Here is an 18,162-nt window from a genome sequence, read left to right on the forward strand (position 1 = left end):
ACCCGTCAACTGCATACCATCACCCGAATCACCCGCAAAACGGATAATGACTCGGCTCAGGCTCTCGGTGGGCTTCGCGGGTGCTCCGGCACCGGTGGGTGCCGGAGCCGGAGCTGCGGTCGCCTGGGGCGACACCGTTGCCGGCGTTGCCGAGCTTGCCGGGTCAGCGGGCGCATTTCCGGGGGTGGCCCCACTCATAGCGACTCGATGTCCTTCGAGAGCGGCAGTCGGTTACGGCAGTCGAAGACGTAGCGGGCCGATGCGGCGATCGCCTCGTAATCGAAGTCGTCGTGATCGGTGACGATGAGCACGGCGTGTGCCCGCGCTATCTCCTCCGGGGTCAATTCGACCTGAGTGAGGCCCGGCACGTGCGGGTCCTCGGTGATGTGCGGGTCGGCGAACCGCACCGAGGCGCCCGCCTCGATGAGCATGGAGGCGATCGGCAGTGCCGGGGATTCGCGCAGGTCGCCCGTGTTGGGCTTGTAGGCGAGGCCGAGCAGCAGAATGCGCGAACCGGTGACCGTCTGGTGCCGCCGGTCAAGGCCGCGGGTCAATTTCCGGACCACGTGTTCCGGCATGGCGTTGTTGAGCTCGTCCGCCAACTCCACCAGCCGGAACCGCTTGCTCGACGCACGCTCGACCTTCCACGACAGGTACAGCGGGTCCACCGGCAGACAGTGCCCGCCCACCCCTGGGCCCGGCGTGAAGCGCATGAAGCCGAACGGCTTGGTCGCCGCGACCTCAAGGGCGTCCCACACATTCACGCCGATTCCCTCGGCGTGTGTGGCCAATTCGTTGACCAGCGCGATGTTGACGTGCCGGAACGTGTTCTCCATGACCTTGGCGAGTTCGGCCACCCGCGGCGCCTTGGCGACCACGACTTCCTGCACGATCGTCGCGTAGAAGGCGCGCACGCTCTCCAGCGACGCCGCATCGACGCCGGACACCACCTTGGGCGTGGTCTCGAAGGTCCACTGCGCATTGCCCGGGTCAATGCGCTCCGGGCTGTATCCGAGGTGGAATTCCGTGCCGGGTTCGAGCCCGGACCCCTCCCGCAGGATCGGCGCGAGCACCTCTTCGGTGGTGCCCGGATAGCTCGTCGATTCCAGGATGACGGTGGCGCCCGGCCGCAGTCGGGACGCCAGTGCCTTTCCCGCCGCCTCGATGTACGAGAGGTCGGGCACCCCCTCGTGCAGCGGAGTGGGCACGGTGATGACCGCGATGTCGAAACCGTCCAGGTCTTCGGTGTCGATGCTCGCCCGATAAGTGCCCTGGTCGATGACCTCGGCGAGGCGCGGTGAGGGAACGTCCCCGACGAACGAGTCACCCACGGCGAGTTTCTTCACCCGGGACTCATCGGTGTCGTAACCGACGACCTGGTACCCGTGCTCAGCAGCGGCAACGGCCAAGGGCAGGCCGACGTACCCCTGCCCCACTACGACCAGTTTCGTGGTCAAAGGAAGCTCCCTAGTCGAAGAATTCACAGACCGAGTCGGCGATGTATTCCACCTGACTGTCGGAGAGGTGCGGCCAGATCGGAATGGCCAGGTTCTGGTCGCTGGCGCGCTGCGCGCCCGGCCAAGTGACGCCCTCGGGCGCGTACGCGGAGAACGCGGGCTGGAGCGGCAGCGGCACCGGGTAGTAGACGTGCGTGCCGATGTCCTTCTCGCTCAGCCAGGCGCGCATGTCGGCACGGCGCTCCACGAGCAGCGAGTACACGTAGTAGCAGCGGCCGTTGCGGCCGGCGGGCGGGGCGAGGACGCCCCGGCCGGCGAGCGGCTCGAAGCGCTCCGTGTAGTAGTCGGCGATGCGCGCCCGGCGCTCCAGACGGTCCTCGAAGCCCGCGTGCCGGTGGAGCTGGAAGGCGGCGATGATCTCGTCGAACCGGCTGTTCTGGCCGAGCTTGTGGTGCAGGAAGCGGGTGATGCCGTCCTGGCCGTGGTTGCGCAGCATCCGCACCAGCCGGCCGAGCTCCGGGTCGTCGGTGAGCACCGCGCCGCCCTCGCCGGCCGTGCCGAACGCCTTGACCTGGAAGAACGAGAAGACGCCCAGATCGCCCCAGCGGCCCGACGGCACCCCGTCGAGCACCGCGCCCTGGGCCACCGCCGCGTCCTCGATGACCTTCAGACCGTGGTCCTGCGCGATCTTATTGATCTTCGGCATGTCGGCCATGATCGAGAACACGTGGGCGGGCATCACGGCGCGGGTGCGGCTGGTGATGAGCTTCTCGATCGACTCCGGGTCGATGACCATCGTGTGCGGGTCGACGTCGGCGAAGACCGGGGTGGCGCCGAAGTTGGCCACCGAGCTGGCGACCGGCTGGCAGCAGAACGCGGGCACGATGACCTCGTCGCCGGGGCCGATGCCCAGCGCCTGTACCGCCAGGTTCAGGCCACCGGTGCCGCTGGAGCAGGCGATGACGTGCTCGGCCTCGGTGGTGCGACGCAGCTCCTCCTCCAGCTCGGCGGTGCGCCGGCCCAGGATGAACTTCTGGTCGTCGTCCGTGCCGACCTCGAACAGCAGGTCCTTGAAGGCCTGCCGGTCCGTCTCGAAGAGGTCCGGCGGGAAGAACGGGATGGTGGCCATGGTCATCGCCTTCCGGCGTAGAAGTCCGAGATGGCGGCGCAGACCGTCTCCAGTTGCGCTTCCGTCAGGTCCGGGTACAGGGGCAGCGCCAGCGTCCGCTCGCAGGCCGCCTCGGCGTTGGGCAGGCTGCCGGGCCGCAGCCCGACGTCGCCGTCGGCGTAGCAGGGCTGGGTGTGCAGCGGGCGCGGGTAGTACGTCTCGGTGCCGATGCCCCGGGCCGTCAGGTGGGCGGCCAGCTCGTCCCTGGCCTCGACCTCGATCTGGTACACGTAGAAGACCGGCTCGGACGCCACGGAGCGGGGCACGATGCGCGGTACGGCGAGCACGCCGTCGCTCTCGCGCAGCCGCTCGGTGTAGGCGGCGGCCAGCTCGGCGCGGCGGGCGATGTCCTGGTCGAGCCGGCTCATCTTGGCGAGCAGGACGGCCGCCTGCACGTCGTCCATCTTGCTGTTGGTGCCGGAGACTCCGGAGAGGTTGGAGATGCCGGCGATGTGGTCGATGGTCTTGCCCATCCGACCGTGGTGGCGCAGCACGGCGGCCTGCTCGGCCAGTTCCTCGTCGTCGGTGAGGATCAGGCCGGCGTCGCCGAGCGCCCCCAGCGTCTTGGTCGGGAAGAAGGAGAGCACGCCGCCGCGGCCGATCAGGCCGGCGTGGGTGCCGTCCCAGCGCATGCCGATGGCCTCGGCGCTGTCTTCGAGGAGCATCACGTCATGGCGGCGGGCCACCTCTGACAGCGCTGTCAGATCAGCGAGCTGGTGGAACAGGTGCGCGGGCATGATGGCCCTGGTGCGCTCGGTGATCAGTTCCTCGACCGAGGCGGCGTCCATGGCGTAGTCGCCGTCGGCGGTGATGTCGGCGAAGACCGGACGGGCACCGACCAGGCTGACGGACGAGGCCGAGGCGAAGAACGAGAAGGCCGGCACGATGACCTCGTCGCCGGGGCCGATCCCGGCCGCGCGCAACAGGATCACCAGGGCGTCGGTGCCGCTGTTGACGGCGACGGCCCGGCCGGCTCCGGTGTAGGCGGCAATGGCCCGCTCCAGCTCCGCCACCTTGCGGCCGTGGGAGAACTTGCCCCGGTCGAAGACATCATCAGTATGTCGGCTGATGAGCGGCCAGAGTTCCTTGAAGGACTCGGCCTGCGTGAAGAACGGAACCGGCGCGGCGGCAGCATCGGTAAGCGTGGGCACCATGGGGGTGACGCTATGAAGCGGTTCTGTGACGTCGCTACGGACAAGAACTTGCCGGTAGCAGTCAATCCAGGCCAGCCGGCCAGAGCCGGAACCCACACCGCCGAATCTGCCATGCACAGACAGATCCGCGTGCGACAGGACAAGATCTTGTCAGTCTGCGCCGGTGCGCACGGTGGTAACCGACGCGCCGTCAGCCCACGGTATACCAGGAGCGCACGCCCGGCTCCACTCCGTATCCAAGCGCCCTAACAGCGCCTTGTACACCCCGTGTCGAGCCCCCGATACCCCCTACTCCGCTTTCCCGACCCCCTAGATCCACGGCGGTAGGGGTCGGTCCAGCATGGCGCAATTCTGCGCGTGTCGGTACGTGGGATGTCCGTACGGGCCCGAATGCGACCGGAACGGGCCACGGCGGACCGCTGACGGCCTGCTCTGCCCTGCCGGCGCGTAGGGGTTCGTGGGGCCTGGGTGGGGGCCGGGACGGCGCGGGACAGCGGTGGGGCCGCGTGCTGGCCGCCGGCGCGAGCGGGGGCAGGGCGCCGCGGGGCGCGGGCCGATCCAGCCGTACGGAGCGCACCGGCCGGCGCCGAACAACCCCGAGGCAGCAGCCAGCCGCGACCGGCGCCGGGCCCCGCAGGCCCGGGGCGGCGGCACGCAGGAGGTGGCACAGCGACAGCACAGGGGCGAGCAACGAGCGGCGAGCGGGCCGCAGCACCGTGGGGGTCAGGACGCGCCGCGGAGGGCCGGGCGGGCCGGCGGCTGGGCGAAGAGGTCGGCCGCGGGGGTGAGCAGGTCGTGGACGACGGCGGCGATGGCGTCGGCGGTGAGACCGGCCTCGCTCAGGACCTCGTCGCGGCTGCCGTGTTCGCTGAACCGCTGGAGCAGGCCGAATTCGTGGACGGGGGTGGTGACACGGGCGTCGCGCAGGGCGCCGGTCAGGGCGGAGCCCACGCCGCCCACCCGGCCGTTGTCCTCGACCGTGACCACCAACTCGTGCTCCGCAGCCCACCCCACCAACGTGGAATTGACCGGCTTCACCCACCGCGGATCCACCACCGTCACCCCCACCCCCCGCTCACCCAACAACCGCGCCGCATCCAACGACACCTGCGCCATCGCACCCACCGACACCAACAACACCCGCGACCCACCCACCACCGGCCGCACCAACACATCCACCCCACCCACCGACGCCACCGCCTCCACATCCCCCGCCACCACACCCTTGGGATACCGCACCACCGTCGGCGCGTCCTCCACCTCCACCGCCTCCCGCAACAACGCCCGCAACCGCGCACCATCCCGCGGCGCCGCCACCCGCAACCCCGGCACCACCTGCAAAATTGACATATCCCACATCCCATTGTGCGAAGGACCGTCATTCCCCGTCGCACCCGCACGATCCAACGCGAACGTCACCCCACACCCATGCAACGCCACATCCATCAACACCTGATCAAACGCCCGATTCAAAAACGTCGCATACACCGCCACCACCGGATGCACCCCACCCAGCGCCAACCCCGCAGCCGACGTCACCGCATGCTGCTCCGCAATCCCCACATCAAAAACCCGCTCCGGATACGCCTGCGCAAACGCCTGCAACCCCACCGGCTGCAACATCGCCGCCGTAATCCCCACCACGTCCTCACGCTCAGCCCCCAACCGCACCATCTCCTCCGAGAACACCGACGTCCACGAGGGTGGCTCGGGGGCGGGGCCGGCGGGGCCGACCGGCCCGGTGGGGACGGCCAGCGCGCCGGCCGCCGGCGCCGGCCCGGCCGCGGTGGCCCCGTCTCCCCCGGTGGCCCCGTGGGCCTCACTGGCGGGGAGGGTCGCGGAGCGTCCGGTGACGCTGTGCACGACGGCCGGCCCGCCGAGCGCCTTGGCGCGGCGTAACGCGATCTCTAACGCCACCGCGTCCAGGCCGTCCACCGGCCCGAAGTAGCCGAAGCCCAGGTCGTCGAAGACGGAGCGGGGCGTGCGGGTGGTGGTGCGGGCACGGCCCCGCCGGGTGGCGGCGGTCTCCACCGGCGCCGCCTGGAGCAGCGTCGCGCCGCCGGTGCGCTCGGCGAGCCCGGTGTCCAGGGCCAGTTCCGTCGCCAGCGAGGGGGGCGCGGTCGGTGCCGGGGCGCGCAAGCTCGCCAGGTGCTCGGTGAGCCCGCCGCCGGCCGCGGCCGGGCCCGCTGTGCTGTCGTGGATGACGATGACCAGCGGCAGGTCGCGTGCGGTGGCCAGGTTGTTCAGCGCCTCCCAGGCCATGCCGCAGCTCAGCGCCTCGCTGTCGATGACGGCGACCACGTGCCGGTCGGTGAGGCCGCGCAGCCGGTGCGCCTTGGCGAAGCCGTCCGCGTACGAGAGGGCGGTGGCGGTGCGTGCGTTGTCCACCGCCCCGTGCGGCGCCGCGTACCAGGTCGGGTCGGTGCGGCGGCGGCGCCGGGTGAAGTCGCGGCGGCCGGTGAGCAGTTCGTGTGCGTACGCCTGCCGGCCGGTGTCCCACACCAGGCGGTCGCGCGGCGTGTCGAAGACCCGGTGCAGGGCGAGCGTCAGCTCCACCACGCCCAGATCGGGCCCGAGGTGCCCGTCCGCCCGCGACACCGTCTGCGTCATGAAGCCTCTGATCTCCGCGGCCAGCCCGGGGAGCCGGGACGCGGGGACGGCCCGTAGGGCGTCGGGTCCTGAGAGGGCGTCGAGCAGCGGTGTCGCGGGCGGACCGGCCGGCCCGCTAGGGCGCAGGGTCAAAGCGCACCTCCATGTCGGGCCGTAGTCCGAGGTCCGGCCCGCTGGCGGTCTTGTCCGCGTTGATCAGGATGTTGTAGTGGTTCGGGAAGTGGCAGGAGTCGAAGCCGAGCACGGTGCCGACCAGGTGGCCGTCGATGCGGACCTCGTCGCCGCGGTCGATGACACCGCCGCGGCCGATCTCGACGAAGCCGAGGAAGCCGACCCGGTCGATGACGGCGCCGGTGCTGGGGTCGTCGTGGTCGGTGGTGACCAGTTCGTGGATCTCCTCGCGGCGCACGCAGCGGCTGGCGAACTCGGTCAGCTCCATGCCGCGGTCGTCCCGCTTGTGCGTGAGGATCTTGACGAGTTCGCCGGTGACCGGGCGCTTGAGGCCGTCTTCGGCGGGGTTCATCGGGTGCCCTCCGTGGCGTCGGCGTGGGTGGCTGCCTCGCGGCGGTAGACGTCGGCGACCAGTTCCAGGGCGGCCAGGCCGCCTTCGCTGCGGTCCTCGCCGGCGGCCAGCGCCGTGGCGAAGTCGCGCAGCACGCCCACGTATTCGTGCCACAGCGAGGTCTTGAAGCCCTCGTGGCCGCCGAGCATGTCCGCGGTGAGCACGGTGCCGTCGGTGAGGGTCAGCTCGACGTCCTTGGTCTCGCCCGGATAGGCCCAGTCCAGGAGCACCCGGGCGGTGGTGCCGGTCGCGGTGCGCAGTTCGACGTCGGCCTGCCGGTCGGTGCCGTGGGCGTCGCGGACCACCTTGGAGTCGGTGACGGTGACGGTGACGTCGCCGACGATCTGCCGGACGGTGTCGAAGGCGTTGGGTCCGTTGTCGGCGACGCAGCCGCCGCCGCAGCGCTCCGGGTCCAGGTACCAGTGGTCGTCGCCGGCGTGCTCCTCGATCATCTCCAGGTAGCGGACGGTGACGTGGGCGAGTTCGGCGCCGGCCGGGATGCGCGCGATGAGGTCGAGCACGTTGTCGTTGTAGCGGCGGTGGAAGGAGGTGAAGAGCAGGACGCCCTTCTCGCGGGCCGCGCGGACCAGTTCGCGGCCGTCCTCGACGCGGGTGGCCAGCGGCTTCTCCACGCAGACGGCGAGCCCGGCGGCGATCAGGTCGCCGCAGACCCGGGCGTGCACGTCGTTGGGCACGTTGACCACGACGGCGTCCAGGCCGCCGGCGGCGATCATGTCCTGGTAGTCGCGGAAGGTGGGCACCTTGCCCTCGAAGGGCGCCAGGGCGTCGGCGCGCAGGTCGCACACGGCGGCCAGCTCCACCTGGGGCAGTTCGTCGAACGCCTTGACGTAGAAGCGGGAGATGACGCCGAGCCCGACGATCCCCACGCGCAACGTGTCGCTGCTCATGCGTCCACTCCAGCCGGGGCCTTCAGCCCCCATCGTTCGGCCACCTCGCGCAGTTCTCCGTAGAGCGCGGGCGTGATCGGTACGCCGTCGGCGCGGGCCGCGGCGGCGGTGGCGGCCTCGCGGGCGCCGGGGTAGCTCACCGGCGCGGCCGGGTCGATCGGCGGGCAGTCGATCAGCGCCTGGAAGAGGCCGCCGGCCTGCGAGAGGAAGCCGTCCACCGGGCGCAGCGCGCCGGGCGCCACGACCAGCGCGAGGATGCCGATGTCGTCGTCGCGGCCGGAGGGGCCGCCGGTGCCCTCGTACGCCTCGGTGGCCGGGCCGAGTCCGGCGCCGGGCACCAGCGCGGCCAGCACCTCGACCAGCAGCGCGAGCCCGTACCCCTTGTACGCGCCGGTCTCCGGGCGTCCGCCGAGCCAGGTCGGGAAGCCGTCGCCGCGGTCGAGCGCGTGCGGGTCGGTGACCGGCTGGCCCTGCGCGTCGGTCAGCCAGCCCTCGGGTATGGACTGGCCGGCGCGGGCGGCCTGGCGGATCTTGCCGGTGGGCACGGCCGTGGTGGACATGTCCAGGCAGTACGGGGGCAGGTCGGGCCCGGCGGGTGCGGCGATGCTCATCGGGTTGGTGCCGAGCATGGCGACCTTGCCGCCCGGCGGCCTGGCGATGCGCTGGCCGCCGCAGTTGGAGGCGATGATGCCGACCATGTCGCGGTCGGCGGCGCGCAGCGTGTGGTGGCCGGCGCAGCCGAAGTGGGTGGCGTTGCGCACCGAGACCAGGCCGATGCCGTACTCGGCGGCCCGTTCGGCGGCCAGGTCGACGGCCTCGCTGGCGAGCCAGAGGCCGAGCCCCTTGTCGCCGTCGAGCAGGACGGATGCGCCCTTGTCGGCGAGCACCTTGGGCTGGGCGTCCGGCTCGACCCGCTTGTCGTCGAAGAGCGGCAGGTAGAGCCGGGTCAGGTTGGTCAGGCCGTGCGAGCGCATGCCGGCCAGGTCGCCGTAGACCAGGGCGTCGGCGGCCGTGCGGGCGCGCTCGGCGGGCACGCCGCGGGCGGCGAAGACCTCGGTGGCGAAGCCGACCAGGCTTTCGTACGGGAGGTGCAGGTCCGCCGGTTCGGCGGCGGGGGGCGAGGTCGGTGTCATGACCATCCGTTCCTGGCTAGGGCGGTGCGGCTGTTGCGGTCGGGGGCGGTGGCGGCCGGCTCCCCGGGCGGGGCGTGGCCCGCGCGGTGTTCGGCGGTGAAGGCGCGGAGCAGGTCGCGGACGCCGGTGGCGAAGGACTCCAGGTCGGCGAGGTCGGCGTGCTCGCCTTCGGCGTGGGCGCCGTTGGCGTCCAGGTCACCGGGCCCGTAGACGACGGTGTACGCGCCGGGCACGCCGTGCATCCAGATGGCGTCGCAGGTGCACACGTCGGCGTCGGCGGGCGCGTAGGCGAGTCCGGCGCCCTCGGTGAGCAGGCGTTCGGCCCACGGGTCGGTGCTGTGCAGGGCGGGCAGCCCGCGCTTGAGCCAGTCGAGGGTGGTGACCTGGGCGGCCTCGCGGGCGGTGAGGGCGAAGTCGGGCAGCTCGGCGTAGCGCTCGGTGAAGGCGGCGAGGCCGGCGGCGACCTCGTCGGTGAGGGCGCGTTGCAGGGCGAGGCCGGCCTCGGTGCTGGTGTAGGCGAGGTTGAGCAGCAGGTGGCCGCTGCCGTACACCTTGTTGTGCAGGGTGCCGGTGTGCAGGCCGGCGATGCACACCCGGCCGCCTTCGACGCGCTCGGACAACCGCTCGGCGAGGTGGCTCGCGAGGTGGCCGAGGAGCACGGTGGCGTTGTGGCCGCCGCCCGGCCGGTCGTCGATGGAGTCCTGGCCCGCGACGGTGATGCGGGCTGTGGCGGCTGCGGTGGAGCGGGGCACCACCCGGTTGCGGGTGGGTTCGCAGAACACGTTGAGCCGCCCCGTGTGGCCGGCCTCCACCAGCGGGCGGGTGCCGAAGACGCCCATCGCGCCGCCCTCTTCACCGGCGACGAGTTGGATGCGCACGCCGATCTCGGTGCCCAGGTCCGGCAGTTCGGCCTGGGCGGCGCGGAGCCCGGCGAGCAGGGCGACGGCTGGGCCCTTGGCGTCGATGGCGCCGCGGCCGTGGAAGCGGCCTTCGGCGAAGCGGGGCGGTTCGAAGCCGGCGACGGTGTCCAGGTGGACGTTGAACATGACGGTCCGCTCGGCCGGCAGTTCGGGCCCGAGCCGCAGCACCATGCTGGGCTGGCACTCCAGGAAGTCCGGCTGTGCCGCGGCGGCCTCGCGCACGGTGACGGGGACACCGTCGCGTTCCAGTACGGCCGGTTCGGGGGCGGCGTGGTGGACGACGGTATAGCCGAGTTCGGCGGCGGCCCGCGCGTAGTCGCGCTGGGCCTGCCACAGCTCCGGGCGGGGCCCGTCGGGGCCCACTTCGAGGGGGCCGGCGGTGGGCAGCCCGATGAGGTGCAGCAGGAGTTCGCGGTCGGCGCCGGTGAGCTCGACGGGCGCCGGCCGGGCGGTCGGGGCGGCGGGCTGCGGGGCGACCGGCTGCGGGGCGGTGCCCGACGGGTCAGCGGACTCGGGCGCGGCCGGCTGCGGGGCGTGCGGTGGCGCGTCGGTCACGTGCGCGCTCCGGCGAGCCGGCTGACCATGCGCTCCAGGGACCGGCCGTAGTCGATGAAGGCGTCCACGCCGTCCCGGCCCTCGACGGCCAGCGACTCGTGCGGGCGCACGTTGATGTGCGGCTCGATGGACCAGACGCCGGTGTACCCGTGGTCGAGCAGGTAGCGCAGCGACTCCTCGACCCGGCAGCGGCCGTCGCCCGGCAGCATGTAGTGCGCGTCGTCGGGGGTGCCGATGGCGTCCTTGATGTGGACGTGGGCGACGTACGGGGCGATCTCCGGCAGCAGGTCGTACGCCTCGTAGTCGTACGCCACGCCGTTGCCGACGTCGAAGAGCAGCTTCAGGGCCGGGCTGTCGACCTCGGTGAGCAGTTCGCGCATCTTGGCGGCCTCGGTGCCCGCCCAGCCGGCGCAGTTCTCGTGCAGCAGGACCAGGCCGGCAGCTTCGGCGCGGGCGGCCAGCTTGCCCATCCTGGCCAGCACCTCCTGCCGCCAGGCGGCCTCCTCCAGGCCGTCGTTGGGGTAGGACATGACGCGCACGTTGCGGGTGCCTAGGCGTGCGCAGCGCTCGCCGAGCACGTCGAGTTCGTGCAGGTCGGCGGCGAAGTCGCCGGTGACGGGGCGGCCCCAGTTGGCGATCCGGGAGTCCACGCAGGTGACCGTGAGGCCGGCGGCGGCGAGCCGGTCGACCAGCCGGTCGAAGGCGGCGTCGTCGAGGTCGGCGACGGCCGTGCCGTCCACGTTGCGCAGCTCGATGTGGCCCCAGCCGAGGGTGGTGAGTGCGGTGATCTGCTCGTCGAGCGAGGCGCCCGCCTCGTCGCCGATGCCGCACAGCACGATCCCCGGCGGGAGCGCGGGCCCCGCGCTGGCTCCGGTGGCGTCAACCGACATGGATGCTCCCGTTCTTCTCTGACGTGACCTGCTCGTCCGCCGGCCTGGCCGCGGGCACCGCCGCACGGCCGGCCGGCGCCGCCGCCGTGCCCTGCTCGGCCGCTGCGGCGTGCTGCTTGGCGCTCTCCAGGACCTCCACGACCTGCGCCTGGAGCTCGAAGGCCGCGGTGAAGTCGGTGTGTGCGGCGAAGCCCCGGTAGGTGTCGAGGAGGCAGGCGTCCAGGGCGTCGTCCTGGAAGACCTCGTGTTCCTCGGGCAGCCCGATGGGGGTCACGCGCAACTGGGCGTAGTTGTCGTCACCGCTGATCGGATAGTGCCCTTCGGCCCGGCCGGCGTCGAAGTCGAGCACGATGCTGCGCTCCCGGACGGGCGCGACCAGGTCGGAGACGATACGCGTGGTGGCGCCGGCGGTGTGGGCCAGGGTCAGTTCGGCGGTGCCCATCTTGGGCACCACGCGCTCCCCCGAGCTGGCGTCGCTCCAGGTGGCGTCGGTGACCTGGCCGCCGCCGGCCAGTTGCAGCACGACGCCGACGGAGTGCGGCAGCTCCACGTCGAAGGCGGTGGGGTGGCTCGGGGTGCTGAGCGAGCGGCGCAGCCGCGGCTTGCGCTGGTGGACGGTGATGCGGCGGAGTTGGCCGAGCCGGCCGGAGGCCACGGTGCGGCGCAGCCGTTCGGTGAGCGTGCTGTGCAGCCAGGGCGCGACGACGGCCAGCCGCAGCCCGTACGCGTCCCGTACGGCGCGGATGTCGTCGACGGCCGCGCCGTCCACCCCGAGCGGCTTCTCCACCAGGAACTGGGTGAAGCCCAGTTCGGCGAGGTCGCGCAGCACCTCGGCGCGCTGGCCAGGGGGCGTGCAGAGGTGGACGACGGTGTGCTTCGGGTCGAGTGCGGCGCGCGCCTGCGCGAGCGTGGCGACCACGGTCAGCCCGGGGACCTGCTGACCATCGGGCAGCGGCACCAGGTCGTAGCCGAGCGGTGGGGCGGGCGCGAAGACGGAGCCGGAAGCAGCGTGGTCGCTACCGGCACCGGCGTCCTGTCGCAGACGGCGGAGCACCGGCAGATGCAGCTCTCGTCCTGACCGTCCCAGCCCGACGAGCAGTGTGTGCAGCACCGCGAACTCCTCAAGGATGCGTAGCGGGGCGACCACCGTACGGGAGGCGTGAGCTGCGAGTCCTTAGCAGATAACTGCCTGGAATAGCGTCAATCGCACACTCTCTTGTCATGGCAGGGTCTTGCTCGCCTTTCTAGCCTGAGCCCCACACAAGGCTGGGCGTGGGCGGCAGCGGCACGAGGTCCACGGAGGATACGAGGTCCACGGAGGGCGAGAGACACCATGAGCGTGACCGACCAGGAGCCGAAGAAGTACGTCTTCGACCCCACCTGGGACCAGGAGACGGAGCGGCTGCGCGCCAACGAGGCCCTCTGGGACTCGGGCACCATCGAGCGATTGGAGCGTCTGGGGGTGTCCGCCGGCTGGCACGCGCTGGAGGTGGGCGCCGGTTCCGGGTCCATCGCGAGCTGGCTCGGCGACCGGGTCGGGCCGACCGGGCGGGTGCTCGCCGCCGACCTGGAGACGGGCCGGCTGGAGGGTCTGCGGGCCCCGCACGTGGAGGTGACCCGGCTCGACATCCGTACCGAGGAGCTGCCGGCGAACTCCTTCGACCTGGTCCACTCGCGGATGGTGGTGCAGCACCTCCAGGACCGGCCGGCGGCGATCGCCAACATGATCCGGGCGCTCAAGCCGGGCGGCTGGCTCTTCCTTGAGGACACCGACTCGCTGCCGCTGTTCCGCAGCGCCACCTCGGAGGACTTCCTCCAGGACGTACGGGCCGCCGGGTACGGGCTGATGCGCCGCTCGGGCCACGAGCCGCGCGGCGGCCACTTCGACCTCCAGGCGATGCTGGCGACCGAGCTCGAAGAGGTCTCGGCCGAGGGCCGGGCGGTCATGGTGCAGGGCGGCTCCTTCCAGGCCCGGCACTACCAGCTCTGGCTGGAGTTCATGAAGCCGCAGATCGTCGCCGAGGGCGAGGTGTCGGCGGAGCGGGTGGACGAGGCGCTGGCCGAGATGGGCGACCCGGCCCACCACTGGCTGACCCAGGTCCTGATCTCCAGCTACGGCCGCAAGCCCCGCTAGCGCGTCGGGCCGGGCCGCCGCCGGCTGACCGCTGCTGGTGGCGGCTGGTCTCCTTCGGCCGTTGCCGTTGCCGTTCCTGCTGGCGGCTGGCGGTCGCGGTCCGTCGCTCCCGCGCCAGGGCCGGTGGCCGCCCCCGGCGGCGACGGCCGGCCCCCAGGCCCACGGCCCGTGGGGGCACGGCGCCGACCGGAGGACGCACAAACCCCCGGCAAACCCCCGGGCGCCCGACGCGCCCGGGCGCACCGCGGCAGCCGTCGCCTTCGCCCGCAGCGGCGCGCGCCGAGTTCCGATCCCGCACCACGGCTTGTGCCCCGGCACGTGCCCGCACCCGTCCCATGGGCCCCAACCGGCCCGGTAAGACTCCGCAACACCGCAAGGCGCTTGACCCGCACCACCGGAGGACCCGTCGGAACGGCCGGTCCGTGCCACGGCCCGCGACGCCGTGCCGCGGCCGGCCGGCCGAGACCGCCGGGCACCAATTCCCGCCGGCGTGCCCCGCACGCTCCTAGCACCCGGGAAGCCACACCCACCACAGCGCAAAGCATCCATCACAGAAGGCAGCATCCGTATGTCGCTGAACATCGCCGCGTCGCCGGACACCAAAGACCGCTTGAACGCGTACGTCAAGCTCGGCAAGCTCTCGTTCTACGACTACTACCTCAGCGCCTTCATCGTGCTGGCCGCGCTGCCGGGCGCGCAGACCTGGGACGGCACGACCTTCGCCGTGCTGCTGCTGTACGTCGCCGGCTACCTCGGGGTGGTCGCCGCCACCGTGGCGCTGGACGACGTGACGGGCATCAAGGACGGCAGCGACGCGCGCAACTACACGCCGGAGACCGGTCAGTTGCGCGACCTGTCCCGCAAGCCCCTGCTCAGCGGCGCGCTGACGGTACGGCAGGCGGAGCTGTTCGGCTGGGGCGCGATGGCCTGGGGCGCCCTGCTGTGGTCCGTGGTCTTCGTGATCGCGCCGGAGAGCTCACTGTGGGTGGGCCTGCTGATGGTGGCGGTGCTCGTCACCAACGTGCAGTACTCGTACGGCCTGAAGATCAGCTACAACTTCGGCCAGGAGGTCATCCTGGTCACCCCCGGCCTCGCGGTCCTCATCCCGTACGTGCTGCTGACCGGTGAGGCGACCGGCCTGGTCATCCTGGAGTCGGTGCTGTTCGGCCTGTGGAGCCTGCTGGTCTCCATCTACTCCAACATGAACGACGTGGAGGGCGACCGACTGGCCGGCCGCCGCAACCTGGCCACGCTGACCACGGCGCCCGTCTACCGGAAGATCATCGTCGCGACGCACCTGCTGGAGCCGGTCGCGGTGGCGGTCGCCATCGCGGTGGGCGCGGTGCCGGTGTGGTTCGCGGCGCTGCTGCTGCCGCTGTGGGTGCTGCGCGTCCAGCAGGCGCGCGCGGGCGTGGGCCAGGGCAACCTGCTCCAGGCCCGGATGCTCGGCATCAAGCTGCACCGCTGGGGCGTCCCGGTCCTGCTGCTGGCCAACGTGTTGGCGCTGCACGTCTGACGTCCGACCGGGCGGCGCGGCCCCGCGCCGCCCGCGGCAGTCGACTCGCCCACGGGCCCCGCCTCCCCGACCGGAGCCGGGGCCCGCGCTTCTGCCTCACCCTTGCGCCCCTGGGGACGGGCCCCACCCCCGGGACGCACACGGAGCCCGGCCCCGAACCCCCGCGGCGTCACAGGCGGGTTGCACCGCCTCGGCGTTGCGCTGTTCCAGGGTTACTCGGCCCATGGCTTGCACTGTCGGTGGGTCGCACGCCCTGTGGGTTGCGCCGCCGCTGGCTTGCTTCAGCGGTGGGTTGCAGCGCAGGTGGGCTGCCTCGCAGGTGGGTTACACCGCAGGTGGGTTGTTCCGGTGGCGGCTCGTGGGTGTGACGGCGGGCCGCCGCCCGTACCGAAGGGGCCCGTGCGCGGCGAAGGCCCGTACGACCGCCCGGCGAAGGCCCGCACACCCGCCCGACGAAGCCCCTCACGGCACTCGGCAGGGCCCCGTACGGCCGTCACGCGGAGTCCCGGCGCTCGCCGAAGCAGCCGGCCACCACTCCGACATCACTCGCCAAAGCGGACGGAACGACGACCGGAGGAGAAGATTCCGATCACGTTCGGGTGACATTCCCCGCTTGGTTGTGCATTGAACTGACCGTCCCGGGAAGGGTGTTCCGCAACCCTCGACCCACCGCGACACCTGCGGAAACGTCGATGTCCAGGCCGCTAAGCGGAGATGGACCACACCCTGCCGGCAAGATGACCGGCAATCTATGGAACGGGTTGCACCGAAGCTTGGGAGAGGTGCAGACTGTTCCATAGGTCTAGTGCAAGTTGTTCCACAAGTCCTCGCCCGGTGCTTCTCTCTCCCTGAGCACCGCCCGACAGGAGATTCCGAAAATGCTCGACAGACTCGCGAGCCTGATCCTCCCCAGGCCAAAGAAAGTGCTGTTGGCCGTGTTGATCATCGCGCTCGTCGTCGGTGGGGCCTCGATGGGGCTGACCGACCGCCTCACGATGGGGGGTTACGAGAACTCCGGCACCGAATCGCACAAGACCGAGGACATCCTGGAGCAGGAGTTCAAGCAGGGCCGCCCCAACCTCTCCATCGTCGTCAGTGACCCGCGCGGCGTGGACGATCCCGCCGTCACCGCCGCCGGCCTCAAGCTGACGAGCGACCTGGAGAAGAACGCCTACGTGGCGAACGTCGCCTCGTACTGGAGCGCGGGCAAGGCCCCCTCCCTGAAGGGCAAGTCGGGCAAGCAGGCGCTGGTCAGCGGGCGCATCCTGGGCGACTTCGACCAGGTCAACGACCGGGTGCAGGACCTCAAGGAGGAGTACACGGGGAAGGTCGACGGGCTTGAGGTCAAGCTCGGCGGCACCGCCCTGATGAACTTCGAGAACGTCGACCAGTCGGCCAAGGACGCCGCCAAGGCCGAGACGCTGGTCTTCCCGCTGGTCCTGATCGTGTTGGTGGTCATCTTCGGCTCGCTGGTCGCCGCCGCCCTCCCGCTCGCGGTCGCGCTCGCCACCATGCTGCTGGTGTTCGGCCTGCTGTTCCTGATCACCTTCGGGTTCGACGCGAACAACCTGCTGACCAACGTGACCACCCTGCTGGGGCTCGGGCTGGCGATCGACTACAGCCTGCTGTTCATCACCCGGTACCGCGAGGAGTTGCAGCGCGGTCAGCAGATCGACGACGCGATCCGCGCGACGATGCGCCAGGTCGGCCGCACCATCACCTTCTCCGCCGTCACGCTGGCCATCGCCTGCATGTCGCTGATGGCGATGCCGTTCGGGATGTTCCAGTCGATCGCGATCGGTGGCGCGGCCACCTCGCTGATGGCCGCCATCGCCACCCTGGTCATCGTGCCCGCGCTGCTGGCCTGGGCCGGCCCGCGCATCGACAAGCTGCGGCTGATCCGCCGCAAGCCGCGCCCGGCGACCGCGTCGGCCGAGGGCGGCTGGCACCGGCTGGCGCTCTTCGTGATGCGCAAGCCCGTGCCGCTGGTGGTCGCGGTGCTCGCCCTGATGGCGCTGCTCGGCTCCCCCGTCCGCGACCTGAACCTGCGCCTGCCCGACGAGCAGATCCTGCCCAAGTCGGCCCAGTCGGCCGAGGTCGCCAAGACGGTGCAGGAGGACTTCAACAACCGCGAGGCGCAGGCCATGCAGGTCGTCGCCACCAACATCGGCACGGTCGGCGAGCGCACCAAGGACATCGACGCGTACGCGGCCAAGCTCTCCGCGCTGCCGAACGTGGCCCGGGTCGACGCGCTGACCGGCAGCTACGCCCAGGGCAAGCAGGTCGCCCCGGCGTCGCCCTTCTCGAAGCAGTACGGCACGGAGACCGCCACCTACCTGAGCGTGGTGCCCGCCGTGGACGGGCTCTCACCCAAGGGTGAGGACATCGTCCGCGACATCCGCGACGCCGACGCCCCCTTCCCGGTGAAGGTCGGCGGCCACCCCGCCATCTCCGTGGACACCTTCGAGGTCTTCGCCGACAACCTGCCCATCGCGCTCGGCATCCTGGCGATCGGCACCTACGTCCTGCTCTTCCTGCTGACCGGCAGCCTGCTGCTGCCGCTGATGGCGATGTTGCTGAGCGTGCTGAGCCTGAGCGCCACCTTCGGCTCGCTGGTCTTCGTCTTCCAGGACGGCCACCTCCAGTGGCTGGTGGGTGACTTCATCAACACCGGCGCCATCAACTGGACGGTCCCGGTACTCGTCGGCACCCTGGGCTTCGGCCTCTCGATGGACTACGCGGTGTTCATCCTCTCCCGCGTCAAGGAGGAGTACGACCGCACCGGCGACAACGAACTGGCCGTCGCCACCGGCCTGGAGCGGGTCGGCAAGGTCGTCACGTACGCGGCCGTCATCCTGTCGCTGGTGTTCATCGTCATGCTGACGTCCGGCATCAGCTACATGAAGGCGATGGGCCTCGGCGTCCCGCTCGCGATCCTGCTCGACGCGACCCTGATCCGCGGCATCCTGCTCCCCGCCTCGATGCGGCTGCTCGGCGCCAAGAGCTGGTGGGCGCCCGGCCCGCTGCGCAAGCTGCACGACCGGTTCGGCATCAGCGAGAGCGCGGAGCCGCTGCCCGCCCCCGCCGCCGGCGCCCCGACCCCGGAGCGCGCCGCGGACCGGGTGTAACAGACCCGCCGCGCGACCGACCCCCGT

Annotated in this window: 13 protein-coding genes; 3 read left to right on the forward strand and 10 right to left on the reverse strand. The window is 71.5% G+C overall.

Features of this window, described 5'->3' with window-relative positions; all coding sequences use genetic code 11:
* Positions 1–194: 194 nt before the first annotated feature.
* The 10 genes from ACMA1D_RS30395 to ACMA1D_RS30440 form a co-directional block, all read right to left on the reverse strand.
* Complete coding sequence (locus ACMA1D_RS30395) at positions 195–1,457, reverse strand: nucleotide sugar dehydrogenase (RefSeq protein ID WP_414727207.1); 1,263 nt, start codon at positions 1,455–1,457, stop codon at positions 195–197.
* Positions 1,458–1,467: 10 nt separating this feature from the next.
* Positions 1,468–2,586 (reverse strand): DegT/DnrJ/EryC1/StrS family aminotransferase, encoded by a 1,119-nt coding sequence (locus ACMA1D_RS30400; protein WP_414727208.1) that lies wholly within the window; start codon positions 2,584–2,586, stop codon positions 1,468–1,470.
* Between the two features lie 2 nt (positions 2,587–2,588).
* A complete protein-coding gene (locus tag ACMA1D_RS30405; RefSeq protein WP_414727209.1) occupies positions 2,589–3,779 on the reverse strand; it encodes a DegT/DnrJ/EryC1/StrS family aminotransferase in 1,191 nt (396 codons plus the stop codon).
* Between the two features lie 723 nt (positions 3,780–4,502).
* Positions 4,503–6,521 carry a 1-deoxy-D-xylulose-5-phosphate synthase N-terminal domain-containing protein gene (locus tag ACMA1D_RS30410; protein ID WP_414727210.1) on the reverse strand — a complete coding sequence of 673 codons (2,019 nt, stop codon included), beginning with the start codon at positions 6,519–6,521 and terminating at the stop codon, positions 4,503–4,505.
* Entirely contained in the window at positions 6,505–6,912 is a 408-nt protein-coding gene (locus tag ACMA1D_RS30415; RefSeq protein WP_349994389.1) for a DUF6917 domain-containing protein, read from the reverse strand. Before ACMA1D_RS30415 ends, ACMA1D_RS30410 begins: the two co-directional genes overlap by 17 nt.
* Complete coding sequence (locus tag ACMA1D_RS30420; protein WP_414727211.1) at positions 6,909–7,859, reverse strand: Gfo/Idh/MocA family protein; 951 nt, start codon at positions 7,857–7,859, stop codon at positions 6,909–6,911. Before ACMA1D_RS30420 ends, ACMA1D_RS30415 begins: the two co-directional genes overlap by 4 nt.
* Positions 7,856–8,998, reverse strand: coding sequence for an Ldh family oxidoreductase (locus ACMA1D_RS30425; RefSeq protein ID WP_414727212.1), 1,143 nt, complete (start codon positions 8,996–8,998; stop codon positions 7,856–7,858). The genes ACMA1D_RS30420 and ACMA1D_RS30425 overlap by 4 nt, the downstream gene beginning before the upstream one ends.
* Positions 8,989–10,467 (reverse strand): M20/M25/M40 family metallo-hydrolase, encoded by a 1,479-nt coding sequence (locus ACMA1D_RS30430; protein ID WP_414727213.1) that lies wholly within the window; start codon positions 10,465–10,467, stop codon positions 8,989–8,991. Before ACMA1D_RS30430 ends, ACMA1D_RS30425 begins: the two co-directional genes overlap by 10 nt.
* A complete protein-coding gene (locus tag ACMA1D_RS30435; protein ID WP_414727214.1) occupies positions 10,464–11,357 on the reverse strand; it encodes a sugar phosphate isomerase/epimerase family protein in 894 nt (297 codons plus the stop codon). Before ACMA1D_RS30435 ends, ACMA1D_RS30430 begins: the two co-directional genes overlap by 4 nt.
* On the reverse strand, positions 11,347–12,468 hold the full coding sequence (locus tag ACMA1D_RS30440) for a hypothetical protein (RefSeq protein ID WP_414727215.1): 1,122 nt from the start codon (positions 12,466–12,468) through the stop codon (positions 11,347–11,349). Before ACMA1D_RS30440 ends, ACMA1D_RS30435 begins: the two co-directional genes overlap by 11 nt.
* A 222-nt stretch (positions 12,469–12,690) precedes the next feature.
* Between ACMA1D_RS30440 and ACMA1D_RS30445 the strand changes: the two genes are divergently transcribed.
* The 3 genes from ACMA1D_RS30445 (at position 12,691) to ACMA1D_RS30455 (ending at position 18,135) form a co-directional block, all read left to right on the forward strand.
* The gene (locus ACMA1D_RS30445) at positions 12,691–13,491 is read left to right on the forward strand and encodes a class I SAM-dependent methyltransferase (RefSeq protein ID WP_414727216.1); all 801 of its coding nucleotides are present in this window, start codon (positions 12,691–12,693) and stop codon (positions 13,489–13,491) included.
* A gap of 568 nt (positions 13,492–14,059) precedes the next feature.
* Entirely contained in the window at positions 14,060–15,007 is a 948-nt protein-coding gene (locus tag ACMA1D_RS30450) for a UbiA family prenyltransferase (RefSeq protein ID WP_414727217.1), read from the forward strand.
* Between the two features lie 878 nt (positions 15,008–15,885).
* Positions 15,886–18,135, forward strand: coding sequence for an MMPL family transporter (locus ACMA1D_RS30455; protein ID WP_414727218.1), 2,250 nt, complete (start codon positions 15,886–15,888; stop codon positions 18,133–18,135).
* Positions 18,136–18,162: the final 27 nt, after the last annotated feature.

This window comes from Streptomyces sp. 796.1 (assembly GCF_047525675.1).
In the GTDB taxonomy this organism is placed as follows: Bacteria; Actinomycetota; Actinomycetes; order Streptomycetales; family Streptomycetaceae; genus Streptomyces.